The organism is Flagellimonas flava, from assembly GCF_050617915.1.
GTDB lineage: Bacteria > Bacteroidota > Bacteroidia > Flavobacteriales > Flavobacteriaceae > Flagellimonas > Flagellimonas flava_A.
This window is the reverse complement of the sequence record NZ_JBODQE010000002.1, coordinates 240,521-266,286: the sequence shown is the minus strand read 5'-3', so window position 1 is coordinate 266,286 and position 25,766 is coordinate 240,521. Positions and strand designations below refer to the sequence as shown.

Genomic DNA, 25,766 nt, shown 5'->3' with positions numbered 1-25,766 from the left:
ATCTAGATATTTGAATTAGTCTTTGACACGGGATTTCATCAACAGAAATAGCTTGGGACGAGTAAATAATCCTGTTGATAAAACGAAAACTAAAAATACTGAAAATGCGTCAACCCACCGCTGCTTTATACACTTTTAGACAACGCTCCCTGGCCATTTGATGATTCACCATTTCTGGAGGATAGCTAAGTTCCTGAAATTCAGGCACCCATTTATTTATATATTCCCCTTGGGCATCAAATTTACTGAGTTGACTTGTGGGATTGAAAATGCGGAAGTAGGGTGCAGCATCAACCCCAGATCCAGCGGCCCATTGCCAATTACCTACGTTACTTGCCAATTCATAGTCCAGTAGTTTAAGGGCAAAATAGGCCTCTCCCCACCGCCAGTCGATCAAGAGATGCTTGCACAGAAAACTGGCCACAACCATCCGTACCCTGTTGTGCATATATCCCGTGGCGTTCAGTTGCCTCATACCGGCATCAACCAGAACAAACCCCGTTTTTCCTGTTTTCCAAAGATTAAATTCGGCTTCGTTGTTTCGCCATGAGATATTGTCATATTTGGGTTTAAAGGCTTGGGTGACGGTATGCGGAAAGTGCCAAAGTATCTGCATAAAAAACTCACGCCAGATAAGTTCACTCAAAAAGGTCTTGTTTTCCGAACTTATAGCTTTTTGAACTACCTCTCGAATGGAGATGGTTCCAAATCTAAGATGGGGTCCAAGTCGGGAAGTCCCTTTATCCAAGGATGGAATGTTTCGGGTTTCTTCATAGCGATTAATTATTCCTGCATCCAGATTAAAATCCGCTACTTGCACCTTGGAGCGTTCAAAGCCAAGGGCATCCAAATCAAGGAACGGCAGTTCTTCCGATTCATAAAACTTGTGGAAATTGTCTGAATCGTACTTTTTTAAATGTACAGATGGATTGAAAAGGGCCATCCATTGTTTTTTATAAGGCGTATAAACTTTGTAGGGAAGTCCACCCCCATTAAGGATTTCATCCTTTTCAAAAATGACCTGATCCTTGTAGGTTTTGAATGTTACCTTATGCTGATTAAGTAAGTCCTTAATTTCTTGATCTCGTTTTATGGCATATGGCTCGTAGTCGTGGTTGGTGAATACGGAGCTCACCGAATATTTTTTGAGTAGTTCGCTAAAAACTTCAATGGGTTTACCATGATAAACGCCTATAGCGCGGTTATGATGGTCATTCAACTCACTATTCAGTCGGCGCAACTGGTCGTGTATAAAGGTCACACGGGCATCGGACTTAGGCAACCTATCCAAGATTTCTGTGTCAAAAATAAAAATGGGCAATACACCCAAACCACTTTCAAGCGCATGATACAAGCCTGTGTTGTCTGCAAGGCGCAAATCACGCCTAAACCAAAATATGGCAATGGACTCACTCATTTTTACGAATTAACAATTGGTTGGTTTAGCTATAAAACTTTCGGGCTAAAGTGCTAAACAGTTTTTAAAACCAAGAATTGGTCGTCGGTTTGGGGTTCACCGAATAATTTTTCCAGCTTTTGTTTACGATATTCAAAAATCTGGTTCAGTTGCCGTTTGATAAATAGGAAATGCAACAATTCTCCAAAAGGCCCAAAAGGCAGGCTGTAATCCACAATATCTTCCATGATCACGCCATTCCCGTGCTCTTTGATAAAATGTTTGTGATGCCAAAATGCATAGGGCCCATGGCGTTGCTCATCCACAAAATAATGGCCATGTTCCATATGGGTAATTTCAGTTATCCATCGCACTTTAAAAAAGGGAAAAGGCCTAACGGTGTATGAAATAATTTGACCTGGAAACATGGGTCTATCAGCGCCCGAAAGAATCTTGAATTCCATGTGCGCTGGGGTAATTGCACTAAGATTTTCAGGATTGGAAAGAAATTCCCATGCCTCCATCAAGTTGATGGGAAGATACTGTTTTGTATGGAGCCTATGTAGTCGCATAATATCAAAGATACTAAAAATGTTTAACATGATAGTAGAAAAGTTAAACAAAATAACAACTCAATTGATTAACAGCATATTAGACCAAAATTGTAACTTGGAACCTATAATTACAGGTTGATTGCTATGAAATGTCTTTGTCAAATACTTTTATCGTCCTTGCTGATGTCTGTTGCACATGGACAAATTAGTTTTGAGAAGATTGCCGATTTGCCTGGGACGATCAACGAGACTTCCGGACTTATTTACTTTGATGGCAAATTGATTAGCCATAATGATTCCGGTAACGATGCGGCGCTTTATGAACTTGATCCTGCGGATGGTTCGATTATTAGGACGGTGGCCTTGACCAATGCTACCAACATAGACTGGGAAGATTTAGCCCAGGATTCAAATTACATCTATATAGGGGATTTTGGAAATATTAAGGGAGATCGAACTGATTTGAAGATTTATAGAATTACAAAATCAGATTACCTTACCTCAGACACGGTTTTTGCCGAAGAAATACACTTTTCTTATGAAGACCAAACCAATTTTACTTCGGATTCTTTTGGCAATTGGGATGCGGAAGCCATGGTTAAGTACGACGACAATCTTATAGTTTTCACCAAACAATGGAAAGACTTGGGTACTGTAGCTTATCGGATTCCCAACACCCCAGGAACCCACAACGCAGTCCGTTTGGATAGCTATCAAGCGGATGGATTGATTACAGGAGCTACTTATGATGCCGAAACCGAGCAGCTCGTTTTGATTGGATACTCACAGCTATTGATGCCGTTCTTGGTACAAGTGGAACAACCCCAAGAAGCTGCGATCTTTTCAGGGACAATAATCAAGACGCCACTGGATTTAGGTATCAATCAGATTGAAGGGGTGACACAATTCAACAATACCTATTACCTAAGTTCAGAGCAGATTAGAAGACTCATTCCTCCTATTTCAGTGCCGTCCAGTTTGTTTTCATTGACTTTTTCTGAAGCACCAACTCCAGATCCAGACCCCAGTCCCGAACCCGAGCCTGAATCGCCTACCGGGGGTGAAGGGGAGCAAGACCTTATCCTGTATCAGCCCATGGGCACTTTGACCCTGGACTACAATTTGAATGAAGGAACAGATCTCTTCGGGTATGCCATATTTGATGTTGGGGGAAAGAGGATTTTAGTCCATGATTTTAATTCCAAACCTCAAGGCTCTATTGATACCTCTTTTTTGCAACCCTCCATTTACTTCATATCCTTCCATCTTAGGAGTGGGAGAATTGCGAAACCCTTTATCATAAAATAGTCCGATTTCTTTTATGGATTTCTTAACAATCCCAACCTCCCTTAATATTTAGCTTTGTTATACTAACGAATCTAAAACACTATTTAAAAATGAAAAAATTAGCATTATTTGTATTTGTAGCACTCCTAACGGTTTCCATGGAAGCACAGATAGACACTCCTGCGCCAAGTCCAAGTTCTGTACTTGAGCAAAAAGTGGGCTTAACAGATGTTACTGTGGACTATTCCAGACCTTCCATGCGTGGTAGAACCATTTTTGGTGATTTGGTGCCCTACAATAAATTGTGGAGAACAGGGGCCAACTACTATACCAAAATCAGTTTTAGTACTGATGTGACTATCGCCGGTCAGGATGTAAAGGCGGGAACCTATTCCATTTTTACAAAGCCTACGGCAGAAAACTGGGAGGTGTTCTTTTATACCGATACCCAAGGTGGTGGTGTACCAAGCGATTGGGATGACAGCAAAGTAGTTGCAAAAACAACATCTCCGGTATATAAAATGCCCATGGCTGTTGAAACCTTTACCATCAGTATTGATGATCTAAAAACTACAAGTGCGAACCTTGGTTTTATTTGGGAAAACACCTATGTAGCGGTTCCTTTTGGAGTTCCAGCAGATGCCACTGTTATGAAGTCAATAGAGACAACTTTGGCCGGCCCAAGCGCTCGTGATTACTATATTTCTGCAGTGTACTACTATAGCGAGGGAAAAGATATCAATAAGGCCAAGGAGTGGATGGAAAAAGCCATATCCATGACTGACGAACCAAGATTCTGGCAATTACGTCAGCAGTCCTTGATTTATGCCAAGGCTGGGGATAAAAAAGCAGCTATTGAAACTGCCAAAAAATCATTGGCCAAGTCTGAAGAGGCAGGAAATGATGATTATGTCAAAATGAACAAGGATTCCTTAAAGGAATGGGGAGCACTTTAGTAGTTAGCCCTTAAGATTTTGAACCCACGCTTGCGTGGGTTTTTTTATGTCTTGACTGGAGGTTTCCCCAATAAACCGTCAAAACTCTCTATGACCATGGCCAAGATAATGACCAAACCACAACCAAAGGCATTTAGCCATAGGTAGGACATCCAGTCCATATACCAACCGATAATTACTATGATTTGTGTTACAATAGCGGCAACAAAAACAGAATTACCCTTAACAAACTTCACAAAGAAGGCCAAAAGGAATATACCCAATACGTTCCCGTAGAAAATAGAGCCGATAATGTTTACCAATTGGATTAGGTTGTCGAAAAGGTTGGCCACACAGGCAATGATAATAGCCATTATCCCCCATAGCAAAGTGAATCCTTTGGTGGCCCAAACGTAATGTTTGGCATCTTTTTCCTCCTTTTTGTTTCGTTTATACAGGTCCAAGGCCGTAATGGTGCCCAGTGCATTCAATTCGGAAGCAGTGGAAGACATAGCCGCTGAAAGAATTACCGCCAGCAATAGCCCAATAAGCCCCGTGGGCAAATTATCCAGGATAAAGTGGATAAAAACGTAGTCTTTGTCGTTGGTTTCAACAGAATCATCGGCCTGGGCAATTAGGGTTTTGGCTGCATCCCGATTGGCTCGTTCCTGTTGGTTAATTTGCATGATATCCAACTCGGCCTGCTGAATGGCATTGTATTCCTTTAGTGCTAGGGCAGAGGAGAAGCTTTCTTGGGCCTTTTTCTTTTCTTGCTCCAAGGCCAAATGTCCCTCTTCCAATAGTTCATAATCAGCTGCATATTTTGACTCTTTTACCGCCTCAGTGGCCGCAGGATTGAAATTAAGCGGGGAGGCATTGTACTGATAAAAAACAAAAACCATGGCTCCTACAAGCAGGATAAAAAATTGCATTGGAATCTTGAAAATACCGTTAAAAATCAGCCCTAATTGGCTTTCCCGAACCGACTCCCCGGATAGGTAGCGCTGTACTTGGCTTTGATCCGTTCCGAAATAGGCCAGAGCCAGAAAGAATCCCCCCGTAATACCACTCCAAAAGGTGTATCTATTGTTGGTATCCAAGCTAAAATCCAAGATTTGGAGTTTGTTATTGGCGCCCGCAATTTTTAAGGCCTCACCAAAGGACACCCCGTTGGGGAGGGAACCCAAAATAAAAAAGAAAGCGAAGAACATGCCCACCATAATGATAAACATCTGTTGCTTCTGCGTAACGCTTACCGCTTTGGTTCCTCCGGTAACGGTATAGATAATGACCAGAATACCGATAATGATATTTAGGGTCCTTAAATCCCAGCCCAATACAGCGGACAAGATGATGGAAGGAGCAAAAATGGTAATTCCGGCTGCCAAACCTCTTTGCACCAAGAACAAAATGGCGGTCAAAGACCTGGTCTTTAGGTCAAATCGGCCTTCCAGCATTTCGTAGGCGGTATAGACCTTAAGTTTTCTATAGATGGGAATAAAGACCAAGCAGATGACGATCATGGCCAAGGGCAATCCAAAATAGAACTGTACAAAGCCCATCCCATCGTGGAATGCTTGTCCAGGAGTGGATAAAAAGGTAATTGCACTTGCTTGGGTTGCCATAACGGACAATCCGATGGTCCACCATTTGGCATCATTTCCGCCAAGAACATAGTCTTCCACATTTTTACTTCCACGGGTTTTCCATACACCATAGACTACAATAAAAAGCAGCGTACTGCCCAGAACAATCCAATCTAATATCCCCATTAAGGTTTAGGTATTAAGGGTCATGATGAAGTAGAAAATCAAAATGTAAATGAAGTTGAGCAGCAATACAATGGAGTATTCCCGTTTCCAAACCCATTTATTTTCCATGCTATCCTTTGACATTACTATCTGTTTTAACTTCGCTCTTACCTATGGACAACATGTTGGCGAAAAGTTTGTAAGCACCTGAAACCCCTGCCGGGAGCTCCCGGAAAAAGCTCAAACCTGTGTATATGTAGTGACCTTCTCCGTAGGGGGCAACCAAGAGGCTTCCTTCTTTGGCCTCCTCGCCCTCGTCCGTCATGGAGAGCACTGGTGTAAACTCAGGACTCCACTCTTTTGGGAAGTAGAGACCTCTTTCCTGAACCCAGCCATCAAAATCACTTTCTTTAATGGTATTTGGAAAATTGACCAAGGAATGGTCATTGGCAATAATACTTACGGCAGCGTTTTCGTCCGTTACCCGATCTCTGGAAAGGGTGAGGTCGTAAGGGGCAATGTTTTCAAACTGCTTGCTCCATCTGCCCGCGGTGTTGTATTGAACAATCATGTTACCACCATTTTGGACATATTCAAACAAAACAGGTTGCTTAAACTTTAGGGATTCCACAACATTGTAGGCCCTAATCCCAACTACTACCGCATCATATTTATCCAACGACCCGCTTTGAATGTCATTGGGGTCTATGGTATGGACTTGATAGCCAATTTGCTTTAAGCTTTCGGGTACCTTGTCACCAGCACCCATTATATATCCAATATGCTCACCTGATTTCTGGATGTTCATGCGGACCACTTTGGCTTCTGCGGGAAGAAGGATGGATTGTTTAGGAACATGGTCATAGGTAATTTCAACCAGTTCTTTATCGAATGTCTGGCCTTCAAGATGTGCCACAGCCTTGATTTTTCCCTCATTATCATCAACAGGTGGGGTTACTTTAAAAATAATAGCTTGTTCCTGTCCTTTTTGTTCTATGGAAAAGGAAGCATTTCTTGGAGAAACCGTCCATCCATCAGGATGTTGAAGCTCCAAAGTTCCTGATACGTTGTTTTTTCCAGCTCTCACGTGGACCAGGACATCTCTGGGTTGGGCGTCCGAGAAGATCAATACATCCTCAGAAATTTTGGAGGTTACTTGGGGAAGAACGGTAAAAGGCTCGTATAATTCTCCCTTATCCGGTTTGGAATATCTATGAATAATCGGTTTATTGAAATCGATAGTGGTTCCAGAGAAATCCAAGCTAAAGTTAGCAGTAAAGGCACTTGGATTTTCAGCTTTACCAATCATATTTTGGTCAGAAACCTTGTACATGCCAAGGCTCCAAGGAGTGGTTAACCAATACGGGCTTGAATTTCCAAGGTTACTGTCGACCGATATATCCAAGCTCAAGGTTTCTTTTTTGTTGTTGGCCAAATCAAGATTGGGCTCCAATTTTTCCTTGGATTCCAAAACGGAAATTTCTTGTAGTTTGATTAGCTGGGCGCTTCGGTTCACTATCTCTATATTGAGCTTGGCTTGATCACCAATGGTTGTTGAACCTGAATCAGCACTAACTTCCATATACAATCCAGCACAATCGAGGATGAGTTCTTGTAGCGCTTCGGATTTTAAGTTTTTCCAATGCTCGTCTTCCACAGCTTGCAATAAGGTATAGGCCTGTACCAAGTCTGGAACATGAACAGAGGGATTGGAATAGTTGAAGTTTTCCTCCACCTTGTACAAAATATCCCCTATCGCTTTACCACCTTTAATCCTGGACCAAGTTGTATTGATCCCATCAAACAAATTGTTGGAAGCGGGAAGGTCGCCTTTCAGTAGTTCCACATATTCTTCTTGGGAACCTCTGGTGGTTAGTCTACCAAATCCCTGGCATAAATGCTGACTACTGGCAATGGATGCTATTTCGTTGTTGGACAATCCCAACTCTGGATAATATACGCCTATATCCAGGCTCAACATGTTGGACTTATCTGCCTTTTCAAAGTTTTCCCGACTCCCGTAGAACCACCATGATGTATTGAAAAATACCCGTTTGGGCTGCCAAGCAGAAGTCAATCTCAATTGTTCAGGATATGCATTGGCATCATTGGCCAAATCAAAAGCTTCCACACTCAGCATAGCTGAAGAGGTGTGGTGCCCGTGCGTGCTTCCCGGAGTTCTATGGTCAAATCGATTGATGATTACATCTGGCTTGATATTCCGAATGGCCCAGACCACATCGCCCAACACTTTGTCTTTGTCCCAAATTCTATGGGTCTCTTTAGGGTGTTTGGAATATCCAAAATCATTGGCTCTGGTAAACCACTGTTCGCCTCCATCAACCCGTCTGGCTGCCAACAGTTCCTGGGTTCTAAGAACACCCAATAATTCACGAAGCTCGGAGCCAATAAGGTTTTGACCGCCATCTCCCCGAGTCAGGGACAAATAAACAGTGCGCGCTTTATCGTGATTGGACAAATAAGAAATCAATCGGGTATTTTCATCATCGGGATGGGCCGCTACATAGAGGGCAGTTCCCAAAAAGTTCAGTTTCTGAAGTTTATGATGAATTTCTGTTGAAGAAGGTTTATCCGGAGCTTGGGAAAATAAAGCTGTGGAAAAGCAAATGAAGCTTAAAAAGCCAACCCAATATTTTTGCATACCTGATTATTTTGGTGGTTGCGCCAAATATAGAAAGATTAGCTCCAGCCTAAATGCAATTTAGAACATCTTTAACAAGCAATAAACGGCATAAAAAGAGGAAATCTATAGACCTAAACTATCCCTCAAGACCATGTCATCATTACTGTTTTGTCCCCAATAAGCTGTTTTGATGGATTTTAACTTGGTGGCCTTGGTGGTCATCTGTTTGGCCTTGGGACCAAAACCACTTTTAAAGGTTTCCGTCCAACTTTCAACGCTATATGGAAAATCTGTGGTAAACGTTATGGCCAAGCTGCGTTCCAATTCTGGATAGTTAATGGTATAGGTGCTCAAGCCATCAACTTGTTTTACTTCGGCAGTTGCATCATAGGCCTTTAAGGGTTTGTGACGCAGACGGGCAAATTCCAACGAAGGGATGATTTTTAATTCTCCGGTAGGTAAATCCTTGGGGTTGATTCTGATCTTGTTCCAAATCTCGTTTTCCAGGATATTTTTCTCCAGGTTGAGATTTTGATCGGCCTCGGTCTCAAAATAAGAGTGTGAGGTAAACTCAAAGTCATTCCTATTGTTAATTTGTGAATATACATGCCCGCACCATTCCTGCATGGAAAGACTGGTCTTGATCGCATGCTGATTATCATGTACAGGATAAAAAGTGCTGCTCATCACCGAATAGGGATAGATACCTGTAAGGTATTTTTTGGTAGCGTTAAGCTTCAGAACAGAAACATTGCTTTGATTATTGCCGTCTGCTTTAACTTGTTTTTCCGGTAAAAAGGGTTCGGTTACATAAATTAGTACCGCTGTTCCGTCCCTAAGTTCCCCATATCGGGCTTGCTCTAGTTTGTACGAAGTAATTTCCGCATTGCCCGCATACCAATAGGATTTAAAGTCTTCGGATAACTTCTTTTTAGGTTTTTTGGGTTTCACGACCGCGGTTTCCGCATTCACGGGATTTTCTTTGTTGGACGCTTTGGTGGTGTCCACACAGGAATAGATGAATGTAGCACCCAAAATCCCCAAAAAAGCAAATTTGTACACGTTTTTCATGGCAGTAAATTTCTTTAAAGTTACGAATGTATGCTTAGGAAACCAGTTGCATTAACGTTTTGTAAACTAAATGGGTAGGTAGGCCCACAACATTGGTATAGGAACCCTTGATTTCCGAGATTCCAACCATCCCAATCCACTCTTGGATTCCATAAGCCCCCGCTTTGTCAAAGGGCTGGCATTGTTCTATGTAATATTGGAGCTCTTCATCGCTAAAATCCATAAACTTTACATGGGTGGTAGCACTAACCACCTTTTGTTGTTTTGCCGTGGTAAAGCATACAGAAGTAATCACCTCATGCCAATCTCCAGACATGGTTTGCAGCATGTGTAGGGCTTCACTCTGGTTGGGTGCCTTGGCCAAAGACTTTTTCTTATGCCATACTACGGTGTCCGAAGTGAGCACAATTTCATTGGGCTCCAAAGTATCCAGAAAAGGCTGCGCTTTCAAAACGGCCAAAAATTCCGAAATCTGACTGCCCTGCAGTTCTTCTGGATAAATTTCCTCCACTGATTTGGGCCTTACCTCAAAGTCCATCCCCAAGTCTTCCAAGAATTTCTTGCGTCTTGGGGAACCTGAACCCAATATCAATTTATGATCCTTGAGTTTTTTCTTAAGCGGGTTTTCAATCATTGCTGGCACTGTAATTGTCGTTCCAATCCCCACGCACCTTTAATACCTGCTCAATGATATCCCGAACACAGCCGTCGCCCCCATTTTTATGGGACACGTAGTCGGATATGGCTTTGACCTCCACTACGGCATTTTGGGGAGAAGTAGCCAAGGCAACCATTTTCATGGGCGGGATATCCGGAAGATCATCCCCCATATATAGCACTGTATTTGGATCTATACCATAAATGTCGAGGAATTCTTCCAAAGGTTCCTGTTTGTGATGAGCTCCCATATAAATGTCGGTCACCCCCAGACCTTTCAGTCGTTCTTTAACGCCTGGATTAGTACCTCCCGAGATAACACATATTTTATATCCCTTGGTCAATGCGGTCTTAAGGGCATAACCATCCTTGACATTCATTTTTCTTAGCATTTCCCCTTTGGAGGTCACGAGTACCGACCCATCCGTTAGAACTCCATCTACATCAAAAACAAAGGTGGAAATCTGATGGAGCAGTTCTTTATAGTTCTTTTTCATATTCGGTTTTTATGGCTTCGCTTAACAAACGATAGATTTCTTGTTCGGTGTGATCGCTCATCAAACTTAAATGTTGGTTCATACTTTTTTCATCACCTCTGCGCGCCGGGCCCGTTTGGGCTTCTTTGGGCTGTAGGGACATAATTTTATTTGACGTTTCTTGAATCAGAGGTTTTAGCAAATCAAATGAGATCTTGTTCCTTTTACAAATAGCTTCTCCAATACCATAGAGGTAATTGGTAAAATTATTGGTGAATACTGCGGCAAGGTGAAGTTGTCTGCGTTGTTCTGTATTGATAAGATAGACATTGGAGGATATGGCCTGAGCCAAGTCCTGTAAAACCTCCAAACCTTCTTCATTTTGAGCTTCCAGACAAATGGGAATGGAATCAAAATCCACGGATTTACCTTTGGTAAAGGTCTGCAAGGGATAAAATACACCACGATTTTCAGCAGATAATACGTTCATTGGGGTAGCCCCAGAAGTGTGGGCCACAATCCCTTTTTTGTCCAGCAAGTGACCAGAAACTTTTTCAATAGCTTGATCGCTCACTGCAATAAGGTAAACATCCGCATTCGCAATGTCTTTGGGTTCCGAACATAGTTTGGTATAGCTGGAAAACCATTGCAGATTGCCCTGGTTCCTACCGTAGACCTGAATCAATTGAATGGAATCGGTTTTGCTAAAAGTTTGGCACAAATGCTGGGCCAAATTACCTGTTCCCAAAATCACAACGGAAATCATGGCACAAAAATAAGAATGTATTATATCGAAGCTGACAATAATCCAAATTTGTTAACATGTTCAGCGGATTTAGGGATTTCGATTTATGGGAATCTTGGGATATTTTGATTGGAAAATAGCTTAATTTTGCAAGCTAAAATCACGTCCTGTTAGATGATTGACCTCCTTAAAAAGACCCTCTTTTCCACTAAACTTATGGCTGTACTTTTTCTATTGTTTGCAGCAGCTATGGGCATTGGCACTTTTGTGGAAAGCTGGTATAGTACTGAAACCGCGCGAATTTACATCTACAACGCCACCTGGTTTGAAGCCATTATGGTGTTCTTTATGATCAATTTTATTGGGAATATTTTTCGTTACAAACTCCTCAGTTGGAAAAAATGGCCTGTCTTGATTTTGCACCTTTCATGGATTTTGATCATTCTTGGGGCTTTCGTTACTCGGTACATTAGTTATGAAGGGGTAATGCCCATACGTGAGGGAGCTACGGAAAATCGTTTTTTTTCGGACAAGACTTATCTGACTGCTTATGTAGATGGGGATATCAATGGAGAAACAAAGCGCAGGATTTTGGAGGACGACCTTTTGGTTACTGCAGAAGGAATGCGGTCAAGATTGCCGTGGAAATCAGATTTCAATGGACAGCCATTCACCATTTCTTATGTCAATTTCATTGATGGGGCCAAAGAAGGGCTGATTCCTGATGAGAATGGAAATCAATATTTGAAGCTTGTTGAGTCGGGAGATGGACAAAGGCATGAACACTATTTGGAAAGCGGGAAAGTAGCTAGTATACATAATGTGCTGTTTGCTTTGAACAAGCCAACAGATGGAGCTATTAATATTCATTCTGATGGGGAATCCTATCAAATAAATGCTCCATTTGAAGGTCGATTTATGCGCATGGCAGACCAATTCCAAGGCGAAGTTGCAAAAGATAGTTTGCAGCAATTGCAACTGCGGTCACTTTATACCATGGCAGGCATGCAATTTGTAATACCGGAACCTTTGGTCAGGGGAAGTTATGGCATAGTGGAGATGCCCAGGGACGAGGTCACCAAGGAATCTTTGGACGCTGTGGTGGTTGCCATTACGGCCAACGGGGAAACGGTTGAAAAAACGCTATTGGGAGGCAAGGGGAGTTCCAATTTTTCAGATAAGATAAAAGTCGGGGGATTGGATTTTAGCCTCAGCTATGGATCCAAGGTCTATGAACTTCCATTTTCCATTAGGCTAAACGACTTTATTGCGGAAAAATATCCAGGAACCGAAACAGGATATGCCTCCTTTATGAGCAAAATTACCGTAAATGACCAACGTTCCTTTGACTATGACGTGTTTATGAATCATGTTCTGGATCACAAAGGATACCGTTTTTTCCAAGCCAGTTTCCATCCCGATGAGAAAGGAACCGTACTCTCGGTCAATCATGATTTTTGGGGTACTTGGATAACCTATGTCGGGTACTTTCTTCTCTATGCGGGTCTAATGGGCATCATGTTCTTTGGTAAAACCCGATTTAGGGATTTAACGGCTTCTTTAAAAAAGGTAACAGAGAAAAAGAAATCATTAGCTACTCTTATTGCTATTCTTTGCACCCTCAATGCATTTTCCCAAGAACATACCGCAGATGACGGCCATGACCATAGGACGATGCCTACACAAGCTCAGATCGATTCCATATTACAGAGTACTGTTGTTTCTGAAGAGCATGCAGAGGCTTTTGGAAAGTTGGTCATACAAGATGAGGGCGGGCGGATGAAGCCTATCAATACGTTTTCTTCTGAGCTGCTAAGAAAATTGAGCCTAAAGGACAAGTTTGGGAATATGAATTCCGATCAGGTCTTTTTATCAATGATGCTTAATCCCCCCGCTTGGTACAATGCAGAGTTTATTGCAGTGGATAAAAAAGGAAAGAACGATAGTATTCGCAAGGTATTGGGTATTCCCAAAACTCAAGAATTTATCAAGGCAACTGACTTTTTTGATGACAGGGGTGTATACAAGTTGGGGCCTTATTTAAATGAGGCAACTACGGCACTTAGTCCGAATAAATTTCAACAGGATTTAAAAGACGCCAACATTCGATTGAGTCTTTTAGATCAGGCTTTGAGCGGTAAAATCATTAAGATATTTCCGTTATTGAATGATGAAAACAACAAATGGATTTCTGCGGTGGAATATAGGGGAGGGCAACATCATGTGTCGGATTCCTTGTATTCCAATTTCATAAAAAATTCAATGCCGTACTATTTAAGCACGCTTAGGGCGGCAATTACTATGGGAGATTATTCCCAACCCGACAAATTATTGGAGGCCTTTAAACAAAACCAGAGAAATCATGGCATGGAGGTGCTTCCGAGTGAAAAAAGGATAGAGACCGAAGTCATTTATAACAAATTGGACATATTCAACCGATTATACAGGTATTATGGCCTGATTGGACTGTTGCTGTTTGTTATTCTCATTTGTCAAATTTTTAAGGATAGGGAGATTTGGAAGGCAACTGCTTATGCACTCAAGGGAGTTATAATCATTTTATTTATTTGGCATACGGCGGGCTTAATTCTTAGGTGGTATATCTCGGGACACGCACCATGGAGTGATGCGTATGAAAGCATGCTTTTTGTGGCCTGGGCAACCATGGGGATGGGAATGCTCTTTGTACGAAAAAGTATTTTGACCTTGTCCGCCGCCGCTTTTGTATGTGCAATGTTATTGTTTTTTGCGCACCAAAATTGGATAGACCCTACCATTGGTAATTTAGTGCCTGTTTTGGATAGTTATTGGTTAATGATCCATACCTCGGTAATTGTGGGTAGTTATGGCCCATTGACAGTAGGTATGATTTTGGGTGTTGTCTGCATGATATTGATTATTCTTACCACTAAAAAGAATAAACAGCGGATGGAACTGAATTTAAAGGAACTGACACTTATTAATGAAATTGTATTGACCGTTGGACTTGTAATGTTGACCATTGGAAACTTTTTGGGAGGTCAATGGGCCAATGAAAGTTGGGGGCGCTATTGGGGCTGGGACCCCAAGGAAACCTGGGCCTTGGTTTCCATAATGGTATATGCTTTTGTCCTCCATATGCGTTTGGTTCCTGGTTTGAGAGGAAGATGGACCTTTAATTTTGCAAGTATAATTGCCTTTGCCAGTATTATGATGACCTATTTTGGGGTGAATTTTTATTTGGTGGGATTACATAGCTATGCCAGTGGAGAACAGGTTATTACCCCAAGTTTTATTTGGTATACGGTACTGGGTGTGTTGATTTTGGGAGCTGTCAGCCTGTGGAGGTATAAAGTAAATTATGCCAAATAATTGGGGGGTCCCCTTTGTGCTTTCAAAAAAAATTGCATCTTTGCACCATCATGAAGTTATAAGAATTATGTACGCAATAGATGTCACATTGGCCTTTAGGCCGAAAATGTAACCGAAAATCTTGTTTCGGTTTAGTGACGTTTACCCTCTTTTTTTACTCATAATTCTTTTTATAATGACATCTTCAAATAAATTATCACTTAGAAAATTTTTCAATTATTTCTGGATTGCTGTATCTGGAAAAGAAACTGAGTTTACTTCTGGAAGTATTCGCAAGGCCATCTTCATGCTTTCCATTCCAATGATTTTGGAAATGCTGATGGAGTCCATTTTTGCCATTGTGGATATCGCCTATGTATCACAGGTCAGCGTTAATGCAGTGGCTACCATCGGTCTAACGGAATCCGTGATTACCCTGATTTATGCACTGGCCATTGGATTGAGCATGGCCGCAACAGCCGTGGTTGCCCGTAGGATTGGGGAGAAAGACGTTCAAGGCGCTAGGATTGCTGCTGTTCAGGCTATTGGTTTGGGTGTGCTGGTCTCCATTGTTTTGGGAATTGTGGGCATTTTGTGGGCAGAGGAAATCCTACAGTTGATGGGAGGAGAGCCCGATCTTATTGCCGAAGGCAGCGGATACACCAGATTCTTGATAGGAGGGAACATAACCATCATGTTGCTGTTCTTGATCAATGCCATTTTTAGGGGAGCTGGGGATGCATCCATCGCCATGTGGACCCTGGTATTGTCCAACGGACTCAACATAATCTTGGACCCCATTTTCATTTTTGGAATGGGTCCAATTCCTGAGTATGGCGTTATGGGAGCTGCTATTGCTACGAACATTGGAAGAGGTTCTGCAGTTTTATTTCAACTGGGAATTCTGTTCTTCGGATGGGGCAAGATCAAATTGGCCATGAAAGATTTGGTGGTCAATATCCAAGTTATGATCAATCTGATCAAAGTATCACTGGGTGGAATTGCCCAATTCCTGATAGGAACTTCCAGCTGGGTTTTTCTTATGCGGATCATGTCCGAATTTGGAAGCGAGGTACTTGCCGGATATACCATTGCCATCCGGGTCATCATGTTTACCTTGATGCCTGCTTGGGGTATGAGCAACGCGGCGGCCACCTTGGTAGGCCAGAATCTGGGAGCGCAACAACCAGATAGAGCGGAAATTTCCGTTTGGAAAACAGGAAAGTACAATGCCTATTTTATGGGCTTGGTGTCCTTGGTGTATTTGATATTTGCCAAGAACATTATTTCCCTGTTCAATGATACACCAAGTGTGGTGGAAAGCGGCGCCCTTTGCCTACAGGTCATTGCCATTGGGTATGTGTTCTATGCCTATGGAATGGTGGTTACCCAAGCTTTTAATGGAGCAGGGGATACCAAGACACCTACCAAGATTAATTTCTTTTCCTTTTGGATGTTCCAATTGCCCATTGCGTACGTTACTGCCTTGGTGTTGGATTGGGGTGCAACTGGCGTTTTTGTAGCCATAACTGCGGCAGAAGTATTGCTCGCCGTAATGGCGGTAATCTGGTTCAAAAAAGGAAATTGGAAGAAGGTTCAAGTATGACCTGTTTCGTATCTTTAGCATAAACATTTGCAGATATGAATCCAGAAAAAAAGGGAATCAATACGATATGTACCCATGAGGGTGGCGTTGAGGATGTTTTGTTCAAAGGCGCCACCTCTCCAATTTACACAAGCACATCCTACGCCTTTGAGGATGTGGATGTAAAACGCTATCCGAGATATTTCAATACGCCAAATCAAGAAGCATTGGGCAAAAAACTGGCGGCCTTGGAACATGCGGAGCAAGCCATGATCTTTGGAAGCGGTATGGCCGCAATTAGCACTGCTTTATTGACGTTTTTGCAAGCAGGGGATCATGTTGTTTTTCAGCAGACCTTGTATGGAGGAACCTATAATCTAGCCGTGACCCAGTTGGAAAGGTTCGGTATTTCCTATTCCTTTACCACAGGATGGCAAGTGGACGACTTTGAACGGGAACTTAGGGACAGCACCAAGCTTATTTATATTGAGACACCATCAAATCCGTTGTTGACCATTACGGATTTAGCTGGAGTGGCCAAGTTTGCCAAGTCCAAGGGCATCATGACCATGATTGACAATACCTTTGCAAGCCCAATAAACCAAAACCCCATCGATTTTGGTATTGATGTAGTGTGCCACAGTGCCACCAAATACATGGGTGGGCACTCGGATATCTGTGCCGGGGTTGTGGCATCATCCAAAGAAAACATGGAAAGCGTATACCAAACCGCCATTTGTTTTGGAGGTAGTCTTAGCGATTATACTGTTTGGCTACTGGAGCGCAGTTTAAAGACTATGGGCTTGAGGGTGAAAGAGCAAAATGCCAATGCAGCTAAAATGGCAGCCTACCTTGAGGAAAATCCAGATATTGTACATGTTCATTATCCAGGATTGGAGGATCATCCTGATCATTTGTTGGCAAAATCCCAGATGAAAGGTTTTGGAGGAATGCTCTCCTTTGAGTTGAGCGATGAGGTGGATGTTTCCCAATTCTTTAAGCAATTAAAACTGATAAAACCCTCCATGAGTCTGGCTGGATTGGAAAGTACGGTCTCATCTCCAGTGACCACCTCCCACGCGCTCATGAGTCTGAAAGACCGGCAAAAACAGGGAATTAAAGATTCTTTGGTTCGTTTTTCGTTAGGAATTGAGAATATTGAAGACCTAACTGGGGATATCGAACAAGCGATAACGGAGGTAAAATCCATGCAGGTGCATGCATAGCAAACATTCATGAAATTAGATATTTTAGTTTTTGGCGCCCATCCTGATGATGCAGAGCTGGGGGCAGGAGGAACCATTGCCAAGGAAGTGGCAAGAGGTAAAAAAGTTGGAATCATTGACCTTACCCGAGGAGAACTTGGCACCAGGGGAACTCCTGAGATTAGGGATGAAGAGGCAGCCAAAGCTGCAGAGATCCTGGGAGTGGCCGTTAGGGAAAACATGCAATTTGCAGATGGTTTTTTTGTGAATGATAAGCATCATCAAATGGAAATCATTAAAATGGTTCGCAAATATCGCCCGGATGTGGTGCTTTGCAATGCCGTTGATGACAGACATATTGATCATGCAAAGGGCAGTCAACTGGTAAGTGACGCCTGCTTTTTGAGTGGTTTGGTAAAAATAGACACCAAAATGGACGGAGATGACCAATGGCAGCAACCCTGGAGACCAAGAGTGGTTTATCATTTTATCCAATGGAAAAACCTGGAACCAGATTTTGTGGTGGATGTATCCGGCTTTATTGAAAAAAAGAATGAAGCTATTTTAGCATATAGCTCCCAATTTTTTGACCCCAAGAGCGATGAACCCGAAACACCTATCAGCAGTAAAAACTTCATTGATAGTGTAACCTACAGGGCAAGGGATATGGGACGCTTGGTGGGTGTGGAATACGCCGAAGGATTTAATGTGGAACGCTTTGTTGCTGTGGACAATCTGGATGCGCTGATCTAACTAGCTTTTTGATATTTGTCCTCCGCTTTGGGAACTGTGAAGAAGAAAGTGGATCCCTTTCGCAGAACACTTTCCACCCATATTTCCCCTTTGTTCTTTAGAATCATTTCCCTACAAAGTGATAGTCCAAGACCCGTTCCTTTTTCATTGTTGGTTCCGTAGGTAGTGATGTTGGTGGTGTCCGTAAATATTTTTTTCTGGATTTCCTTGTTCATTCCAATTCCCGTATCCCTGATCATAAGCTGCCAATCATTTCTCTTTTCTTCGGCTTCAATGGTAATAAGCCCATTCTCAGGAGTAAATTTGATAGCATTGCTCAGCAAGTTTCGGATAACGATATCAATATGGTTTTGATCGGCCCAACCTACAGGATTTTCCGGTAATTGGTTTATGATTTTTATCGATTTGCCGGACGCCACTTCCGAGAGCAGCTGTATGTTGCTATTTACTATTTTGTCCAAGGAAATCCTTTTGGGTTTCGTGGCTACCCCATTTAATTGGGTCTGTCCCCAAGAAAGTAAATTGTTTAAGGTAAAGGAGATATTTTCAACATCGGATTTGAACTTGGGTATGAACGACATGAATTCATTTTTTCCTATTTCTCCATCTGTAAAGAGTTTCAACATACCTTGCATAGCTCCTACAGGTCCCCTTAGATCATGCCCGATAATGGAGAACAATTTGGTTTTTGTTTTGTTGATTTCATGAAGTTCGGATTCCCGCTGGCTTACCACTTCCGATTTTTGCTGTAGTTCAACGTTTAACTTTTTCTGGATATGGGCGTTGCGCCTTACCATAAAGGTGACCACACTGAGAACGATTAGAATCATTATGGCAAAGTAGATGTAACTCCTTTGCTTGGCCAAGGCCAATTTGTTGGACTTGATCAATTGTTCCTTTTCCTGCTCATACTGCAATTTGGTCTTTAACATGGAAAGGCTCTGTCTGTTTTTGTCCCTGAATAAGGAATCGGAAAGTTGTTTGAAATTCTCCAAATGCAGCAAAGCCGTAAGGGTATTTTCCTTGTCCTTGTACAATTTGTACAAAGTTTCGGAGCAGTCAATCTGACCTTGCAAGGATTGGATTTTTTTGGATAGAAACAATCCTTCCTTGGCATAGACCATTGATAGACTATCTTTTCCCAGACCATAGTACACCTTCGCCATCCCATTTAGGAGCTGGATTTTTTCCCGATCATCATCCAGGTCTTTGTGGAGCAAGCTACTTTGGTCGTACCAGTACAGGGCCCATTGGTACTTTTTCTGTTCCAAATAAATACTTCCCTTAACCTGATAGGCATAAGCCAACCATTCGTACACCCCATGTTCTTCAAAGTTGGCAATACTCTTGTTGATGTTGAACATGGCATGATCAAAGTTCTTCGCATCCTTGAAGAGCGAAGCCATATTACTTTGTGTTTGTGCATGGAAAATTTGATCACCCAATTTCCGGTTTATGGCTTGCACCGTATCATAGTAAACAAGGGCGTTGGCAAAATCTTTTTGGTCAGCATACAGACTTGCGATGTTTTCGTTTAAAATGGACAACATCCTATCACTTCCAACTTGTTTGGCTACATCAATCCCTTGCAAATAGAGATTAAGGGCCTCCGCCACGTTTCCCTCATAATAATATTCATTGGAGAGGGCATTGATGATACTTAGCTCACACTCCTTATCCCCTGTGTTTTTTGATAACTGCCAAGCTTTTTGAAGGATGGGCATAGACTTTTTTCGATTCCCTTGATCGGAGTAGTAGCTCCCCAAATTTTCAAGTGCCCTAATTTCTCCGTGTGAATGGCCAATTGCTTTGCTATAATCCATGGCCCGATTGTTAATGGAATACAGGCTATCGTTATTGAAGAATCTATAGGAGTCAGCAAGTTTAATAAGCAGTTTAATATGGGTGGTATCCTTCGGATTAAACCTGTTTGTGATTTCCAAACGCTTTAATCGAAAAGCTAGACTATCCCGCTCACTACTTTGGGCATAGGATGAAAATGTAATAATGAACAAAAAGAGCCAAACGACTACTTTACCGGGTTTAAAAAGTTCCTGATAGCAATGCTTTTTTTGGGACATGGGGCCTAAAACTAAATGAGATTAAAAATACCCGCGCGAGGCCGCTTTAGAAACTAAATGTTGTGAACACGCAAAAATTGTGTGTTTTGTCTGACAAAATGCGCATTTCATCGATGTTTTAATAATACTAGCTAGTCTGGTAGGGGATTCCATAAGAGATTTAGTAGGTCTAAAATCGGCCTGTTGGAGTTTTTATGTGGGACAAAAAGATGGACAAGAATACTGTTGAACAGCCCATTAAAAACTTTTTTTATTTTATTGGTTGTGAAAGGTGAATTTCTTTTGACAGAAAAAATAAAAAGGAGTATTTTTGCCTCCGCTTTAAATGGTGGTTGTAGCTCAGCTGGTTAGAGCGCTGGATTGTGGTTCCAGAGGTCGCCGGTTCGAACCCGGTCTTCCACCCAAATAGCAAAGCCCTCCGCAAGGATGGGCTTTTTTTGTGCAGTATGATCAAGGAAGAACGGGTGAGAAGCTTGTCCTGAGCTGTGCCGAAGGGAACCCGGTCTTCCACCCAAATAGCAAAGCCCTCCGCAAGGATGGGCTTTTTTTGTGCAGCATGATCAAGGAAGAACGGGTGAGAAGCTTGTCCTGAGCTGTGCCGAAGGGAACCCGGTCTTCCACCCAAATAGCAAAGCCCTCCGCAAGGATGGGCTTTTTTTGTGCAGTACGATCAAGCAAGAACGGGTGAGAAGCTTGTCCTGAGCTGTGCCGAAGGGAACCCGGTCTTCCACCCAAACAACAAGCCCTCCGCTAGGATGGGCTTTTTTTGTGCTACTAAGCCTCTATTTTGCCGACTTGTCCACGACCACCCTTTTTTCCCTATTCGCTACTTCCCACGCGGTATAAAAAACAAGCCTGGTCCTATTTTCCAGAAGATCATAATTTATTTTATCTGGAGTGTCCCCTGGTCGGTGGTAATCTGCATGGGTGCCATTAAAATAGAAAATGATGGGAATATTGTTTTTGGCAAAGTTGTAATGATCACTGCGGTAGTAAAAACGATTTGGATCATTCTCATCATTGTATTTGTAATCAAACTCTATTTGAGTGTATTTGGCATTGATTTCTTCGGATAAATTGTGCAGTTCCGTACTTAACTTGTCCGAACCAATCAGATAGAGATAGTTTCTGTTCCCGCCTCTTTTGGGATCTATCCGTCCTATCATATCAATGTTTAAATTGGCAACGGTCTGTTCCAAGGGAAAAATGGGGTCAACATCGGTATAATACTTGGAGCCCAACAGCCCTTTTTCTTCACCCGTTACATGAAGAAAAACAATGGAACGTTTGGGACCATGCCCCGAATCCGATGCCTTTTTGAATGCTTCCGCTATTTCAAGTAAAGCCACACTGCCAGAACCATCATCATCCGCACCGTTATTGATTTGTCCATCTGCAGTTACACCAATATGATCTAAATGGGAGGAGACGATCAAATATTCATTGGGTTTCTCGGTTCCTTTTATAATAGCCGCCACGTTTTCAGAATCTACTTGTCCATTGGAACTTTCTATGTTCAATTGAACAGTCGCAGCAAAGGCGGCAGCATTATGATCTGATTCAATATCCGGTTTTAGCGCTTTTACCGACCCCTTGTTCAGAAGTATTAAGACCTTGGCATCAGATTGATCTTTTAAGGTCATTTGACCGCTCTTGTTATTTTTCATGAAGTCAAAATATCCTTTGAATCTGGGATAGTTTGTTGTGTCATAATAAAGTACGGCCTTGGCTCCTTTTTCCATGGCGAGACCTGATTTTTTCCCCACACCTTCACTCATATTGCTCCACATGGACTTTTCCTTGGTTCCAGAGAGGGTGTATGTGCCATCCTCATTTACAGGTTCCCCGGCTTTGATCAAGACCAGTTTTCCTGTTACATCCACATTGGAATAATCAGAATAAGAACCTTCCTCAATGCCATAACCAACGTAAACCAGCTCCTCGTAACTTCCTTTCGCTTGCGAAAAACTAAGGATATCATCACCCAACTCAAAGGTGGAACCATTAAAGGAGGCCGTACCTTCGGGCACCTGGGCAATTTCTAAGGGTACTTTTTGCAAATAATCGCCATTGGCTTTGGCCGCAGGGATTCCCAAAGATTCATAATACGACTTAAGATATTCCACAGCCTTCTTTTGCCCTGGTTGTCCAGTTTCCCGACCCTCAAACTCGTCCGAAGCATAGACATAAAGATGTTCCTTCAAATCTTCTTCCGTTATGGTCTGGGCATAGGTAACCGGATCTACAGCACTTTTGGACACGGTATTGGTTTCCACTGTTTTTTGCGATGAATTGCAGGATATTTGAAAACCGAGCAGTAAAAGAAGTATGAATCTCATTTCTAGGAATTTGTTCAATAATCTGCCAAAAATAACAAACAATTTGTATCAAATCATTGGTTTATGCAATTAGCTTATTTCCTTCCTATATTTTGTGGGGTTGATTCCTTTGATATCCTTAAAAGTTTTGTTGAAATTGGATATAGAGTTAAAGCCAGAGGCAAGGGCAGCTTCCACAATGGACAGGTCTTTGTTTTGGTTCAATAATTGGCAAACATGTTCAATACGGATTTCACTCAAAAATTTGAAGAAGGTCTTGTTTGTTCGCTGTTTAAAAAATCTACAAAAAGCATTTGGCGTCATATGCGCCAGTCTCGACACCGTTTCCAAATCCACTTTTTGATTAAAATTCCGCATCACAAAGTCAAAAACCACCCTTAGTCTTTCGCCATGATCGTGTGAAATCTCTTTGGAGTGGACGAATCTTGACAGCCGTTGCCCTTGGGAACTGCTTATCGTTTTTAGGAGTTTCAATAAAGCCATGAATCGCGCAAAGTGTCCTTTGGTGTGGATACCCTTTATAGCGAGTGCTACTTCATCCCGTTGACTTTGTAATTTATATCCTGTTTCGGCATAGCTGAAAAAAGTTTGGAGTTCCTCCATTTCCCTAAGCTCGAAGAAAGAATCCCCAAAGGAATCCAGCGAAAAGAATATGGAAATCATCTGTACATGTTGGGTACTTTGATCACTTTTAAACAAATGGGGAATATGGCTACCAACAACAAAACAATCTCCGGATGTAAAAGAGTGCACACTGTCACCCACAATTAACTTTCCATTACCTTGAACAATAAGGCTTATTTGTATTTCCTCATGCTGATGGAGCTTGTCATAGAACTCAAGGCCTTGATCCTTTTGAACTATGATGTTCTCGCCGGGCTTTTTGGGAATCTTAAAGGAATAAACCTTCATTTATTCAAAAATTACCTTAAAAAGAATAAATGTAAGTAAATGAAGGTAATATATCGTAATATTTAGCTAATTTTCAGGAATTATATGCAAGGAACTCCCTTTACATTTGCGAAAACTAATCGAAAATGACAAACATAAGCTGGAAAGGGGTAATGCCTGCCGTTACCACCAAATTTACTCAAGATGATAAGCTGGACCTTGAAATGTTCTCCGTGAACATCAATGCCCAATTGGAGGCTGGGGTCCATGGAATTATTTTAGGAGGGACACTGGGTGAGGCCAGTACCTTGGAAGATGAGGAAAAGAAGGTATTGGTGCAACACACAGTTGAATTGGTGGACGGCAAGGTTCCGGTTATTATGAACATTGCGGAGCAATCCACAAGACAGGCCGTCAAGGCTGCGGCTCTTGCCCAGGAGCAAGGAGCGTCTGGACTTATGATGTTGCCTCCCATGAGGTACAAATCTACCGATCGCGAAACCGTGGAATACTTTAAGGCTGTAGCAGAGAGCACTTCCCTTCCCATAATGATCTACAATAACCCTGTAGATTATAAGATCGAGGTAACTTTGGACATGTTCGATGAACTTTTAAAGTACGATAATATCCAGGCGGTAAAGGAATCAACGCGGGATATTACCAATATTATCCGAATTAGAAACCGATTTGGTAAGAGACTGGGCATTTTATGTGGTGTTGATACCCTTGCCATGGAAAGCCTGGTTATGGGAGCGGACGGTTGGGTGGCTGGTTTGGTCTGTGCCTTCCCAAGGGAAACGGTAGCTATTTATGAGCTGGTCAAAGCAGGGAGAATAGAGGAAGCTGCAAAGATTTACAGCTGGTTTATGCCTTTGTTGGAGTTGGATATCAGCCCACAATTGGTACAGAACATAAAGCTGGCGGAAGTGGCCACGGGTATTGGAAGCGAACAAGTTAGATTACCAAGGTTACCTTTGCATGGAGAAGAACGCCAAAGAGTTCTTGCCATTATAGAAGAAGGAGTAAATACAAGACCCGAAATTCCAAATTTTTAATGCCGATACATACGTTTAAGTGCATTGATGCCCATACCTGCGGAAACCCTGTACGCCTTGTGGTAGAGGGAGGCCCCGAACTCCAGGGAAAGACCATGGAGGAAAAACGCCAACACTTCCTAAAAAAATACGATTGGGTCAGAACTGGGCTTATGTTTGAACCTAGAGGGCATGATATGATGAGCGGAAGTATTCTGTATCCACCGCATGACCCAAAAAATGATGGGTCCATTCTCTTTATAGAGACCAGTGGTTGTTTGCCCATGTGTGGTCACGGAACCATTGGTACCATGACCATTGCCTTGGAGGAAGGACTTATCCAACCCAAAGTAAAGGGAAAGGTGAACCTGGAAACACCTGCGGGATTGGTTGAAATATCCTACTCTCAACCTCAGGATAAAGTGGAATGGGTACGGATAACCAATGTGAAGAGCTATTTGGCTGCGCAAAACTTGACGGTTGAATCTTCCTTTCTCGGAGCGTTGAAATTTGATGTTGCTTTTGGAGGGAATTTTTATGCAATTGTGGATCCACAATCCAATTTTTCCGGGGTGCAGGATTTCTCTGCTGGGGAATTGATACAGTTTTCCCAAGAATTTCGAAAACGAATCAACGAGAAATACCCAGATGCTTTTGTCCATCCAGAGAACCCTGCTATCAATGGAGTTACCCATATGTTGTGGACAGGGAATCCATTGAACGAAACATCTTCCAGTAGGAATGCAGTTTTTTATGGGGATAAGGCTATTGACCGATCGCCCTGTGGTACAGGAACTTCTGCCCGCATGGCTCAATTGTTTACCCGAGGAAAGTTAAAATTAGGGGAGGAATTTATCCATGAAAGCTACATAGGATCTACATTTGTAGGGAAAGTGGAAAGGGAAACTACCTTGGACAACAAAGTGGCCATTATTCCAAGTATTCAGGGATGGGCCAAGGTCTATGGTAGAAATACCATCACCATTGACACGGATGATGATCCCTATGCCCACGGATTCCAAGTAATTTGAA

General features: G+C 42.3%; 19 protein-coding genes and 1 tRNA gene. 9 read left to right on the top strand and 11 right to left on the bottom strand.

The window, feature by feature from the left end; translation table 11 throughout:
• Nucleotides 1-109: 109 nt before the first annotated feature.
• Together ACRHOZ_RS06955 and ACRHOZ_RS06950 are read right to left on the bottom strand one after the other, a co-directional pair.
• Nucleotides 110-1,417: a cryptochrome/photolyase family protein gene (locus ACRHOZ_RS06955; protein ID WP_431123846.1), complete on the bottom strand. Its 1,308-nt coding sequence runs from the start codon at nucleotides 1,415-1,417 to the stop codon at nucleotides 110-112.
• 53 nt (nucleotides 1,418-1,470) lie between these two features.
• Entirely contained in the window at nucleotides 1,471-1,968 is a 498-nt protein-coding gene (locus tag ACRHOZ_RS06950) for an SRPBCC family protein (RefSeq protein ID WP_431123843.1), read from the bottom strand.
• A 165-nt stretch (nucleotides 1,969-2,133) separates the two neighbouring features.
• On the opposite strand from ACRHOZ_RS06950, the gene ACRHOZ_RS06945 reads away from it, so the two are divergent.
• Nucleotides 2,134-3,258, top strand: coding sequence for a T9SS type A sorting domain-containing protein (locus ACRHOZ_RS06945; RefSeq protein ID WP_431123841.1), 1,125 nt, complete (start codon nucleotides 2,134-2,136; stop codon nucleotides 3,256-3,258).
• Between the two features lie 89 nt (nucleotides 3,259-3,347).
• Nucleotides 3,348-4,193 carry a DUF2911 domain-containing protein gene (locus ACRHOZ_RS06940; protein WP_431123837.1) on the top strand — a complete coding sequence of 282 codons (846 nt, stop codon included), beginning with the start codon at nucleotides 3,348-3,350 and terminating at the stop codon, nucleotides 4,191-4,193.
• A gap of 44 nt (nucleotides 4,194-4,237) precedes the next feature.
• Here the strand turns inward: ACRHOZ_RS06940 and ACRHOZ_RS06935 are convergent, their stop codons facing one another.
• From ACRHOZ_RS06935 to ACRHOZ_RS06910, 6 genes are all read right to left on the bottom strand, one after another.
• Nucleotides 4,238-5,944, bottom strand: coding sequence for a sodium:solute symporter (locus ACRHOZ_RS06935; protein ID WP_431123835.1), 1,707 nt, complete (start codon nucleotides 5,942-5,944; stop codon nucleotides 4,238-4,240).
• A gap of 109 nt (nucleotides 5,945-6,053) precedes the next feature.
• Entirely contained in the window at nucleotides 6,054-8,585 is a 2,532-nt protein-coding gene (locus ACRHOZ_RS06930; protein WP_431123832.1) for a PIG-L family deacetylase, read from the bottom strand.
• Between the two features lie 105 nt (nucleotides 8,586-8,690).
• Nucleotides 8,691-9,638 carry a septum formation inhibitor Maf gene (locus ACRHOZ_RS06925; RefSeq protein WP_431123829.1) on the bottom strand — a complete coding sequence of 316 codons (948 nt, stop codon included), beginning with the start codon at nucleotides 9,636-9,638 and terminating at the stop codon, nucleotides 8,691-8,693.
• A 34-nt stretch (nucleotides 9,639-9,672) separates the two neighbouring features.
• Nucleotides 9,673-10,272 (bottom strand): Maf family nucleotide pyrophosphatase, encoded by a 600-nt coding sequence (locus tag ACRHOZ_RS06920; RefSeq protein WP_431123826.1) that lies wholly within the window; start codon nucleotides 10,270-10,272, stop codon nucleotides 9,673-9,675.
• Nucleotides 10,265-10,792 carry a KdsC family phosphatase gene (locus tag ACRHOZ_RS06915; RefSeq protein ID WP_431123824.1) on the bottom strand — a complete coding sequence of 176 codons (528 nt, stop codon included), beginning with the start codon at nucleotides 10,790-10,792 and terminating at the stop codon, nucleotides 10,265-10,267. Before ACRHOZ_RS06915 ends, ACRHOZ_RS06920 begins: the two co-directional genes overlap by 8 nt.
• On the bottom strand, nucleotides 10,776-11,537 hold the full coding sequence (locus ACRHOZ_RS06910; protein ID WP_431123821.1) for a Rossmann-like and DUF2520 domain-containing protein: 762 nt from the start codon (nucleotides 11,535-11,537) through the stop codon (nucleotides 10,776-10,778). The genes ACRHOZ_RS06915 and ACRHOZ_RS06910 overlap by 17 nt, the downstream gene beginning before the upstream one ends.
• A gap of 153 nt (nucleotides 11,538-11,690) precedes the next feature.
• Here ACRHOZ_RS06910 and ccsA point away from each other — a divergent pair, with 153 nt between their 5' ends.
• The 4 genes from ccsA to bshB1 all read left to right on the top strand — a co-directional run bounded on the left by ccsA (nucleotide 11,691) and on the right by bshB1 (nucleotide 18,389).
• Complete coding sequence (gene ccsA / locus ACRHOZ_RS06905) at nucleotides 11,691-14,867, top strand: cytochrome c biogenesis protein CcsA (protein ID WP_431123819.1); 3,177 nt, start codon at nucleotides 11,691-11,693, stop codon at nucleotides 14,865-14,867.
• 175 nt (nucleotides 14,868-15,042) lie between these two features.
• Nucleotides 15,043-16,452 carry an MATE family efflux transporter gene (locus ACRHOZ_RS06900; RefSeq protein WP_431123816.1) on the top strand — a complete coding sequence of 470 codons (1,410 nt, stop codon included), beginning with the start codon at nucleotides 15,043-15,045 and terminating at the stop codon, nucleotides 16,450-16,452.
• Nucleotides 16,453-16,487: 35 nt separating this feature from the next.
• Nucleotides 16,488-17,657, top strand: coding sequence for a trans-sulfuration enzyme family protein (locus ACRHOZ_RS06895; RefSeq protein ID WP_431123814.1), 1,170 nt, complete (start codon nucleotides 16,488-16,490; stop codon nucleotides 17,655-17,657).
• A 9-nt stretch (nucleotides 17,658-17,666) separates the two neighbouring features.
• Nucleotides 17,667-18,389, top strand: a complete 723-nt coding sequence (bshB1, locus tag ACRHOZ_RS06890) for a bacillithiol biosynthesis deacetylase BshB1 (RefSeq protein ID WP_431123811.1) — start codon at nucleotides 17,667-17,669, stop codon at nucleotides 18,387-18,389.
• On the opposite strand, the gene ACRHOZ_RS06885 is transcribed toward bshB1, so the two are convergent.
• Entirely contained in the window at nucleotides 18,386-20,470 is a 2,085-nt protein-coding gene (locus ACRHOZ_RS06885; protein ID WP_431123808.1) for a tetratricopeptide repeat-containing sensor histidine kinase, read from the bottom strand. The two genes, bshB1 and ACRHOZ_RS06885, sit on opposite strands and share 4 nt — an antisense overlap.
• 327 nt (nucleotides 20,471-20,797) lie before the next feature.
• Here ACRHOZ_RS06885 and ACRHOZ_RS06880 point away from each other — a divergent pair.
• Nucleotides 20,798-20,873, top strand: a tRNA-His gene (locus ACRHOZ_RS06880).
• A gap of 379 nt (nucleotides 20,874-21,252) precedes the next feature.
• Here ACRHOZ_RS06880 and ACRHOZ_RS06875 read toward each other — a convergent pair.
• Both ACRHOZ_RS06875 and ACRHOZ_RS06870 read right to left on the bottom strand, forming a co-directional pair.
• Complete coding sequence (locus tag ACRHOZ_RS06875; protein WP_431123805.1) at nucleotides 21,253-22,809, bottom strand: M28 family peptidase; 1,557 nt, start codon at nucleotides 22,807-22,809, stop codon at nucleotides 21,253-21,255.
• A gap of 69 nt (nucleotides 22,810-22,878) precedes the next feature.
• Nucleotides 22,879-23,721, bottom strand: coding sequence for an AraC family transcriptional regulator (locus ACRHOZ_RS06870; RefSeq protein WP_431123803.1), 843 nt, complete (start codon nucleotides 23,719-23,721; stop codon nucleotides 22,879-22,881).
• 125 nt (nucleotides 23,722-23,846) lie between these two features.
• Here ACRHOZ_RS06870 and ACRHOZ_RS06865 point away from each other — a divergent pair, with 125 nt between their 5' ends.
• Together ACRHOZ_RS06865 and ACRHOZ_RS06860 are read left to right on the top strand one after the other, a co-directional pair.
• A complete protein-coding gene (locus ACRHOZ_RS06865) occupies nucleotides 23,847-24,755 on the top strand; it encodes a dihydrodipicolinate synthase family protein (RefSeq protein WP_431123800.1) in 909 nt (302 codons plus the stop codon).
• Complete coding sequence (locus ACRHOZ_RS06860; protein WP_431123797.1) at nucleotides 24,755-25,765, top strand: 4-hydroxyproline epimerase; 1,011 nt, start codon at nucleotides 24,755-24,757, stop codon at nucleotides 25,763-25,765. The genes ACRHOZ_RS06865 and ACRHOZ_RS06860 overlap by 1 nt, the downstream gene beginning before the upstream one ends.
• Nucleotide 25,766 lies beyond the last annotated feature (1 nt).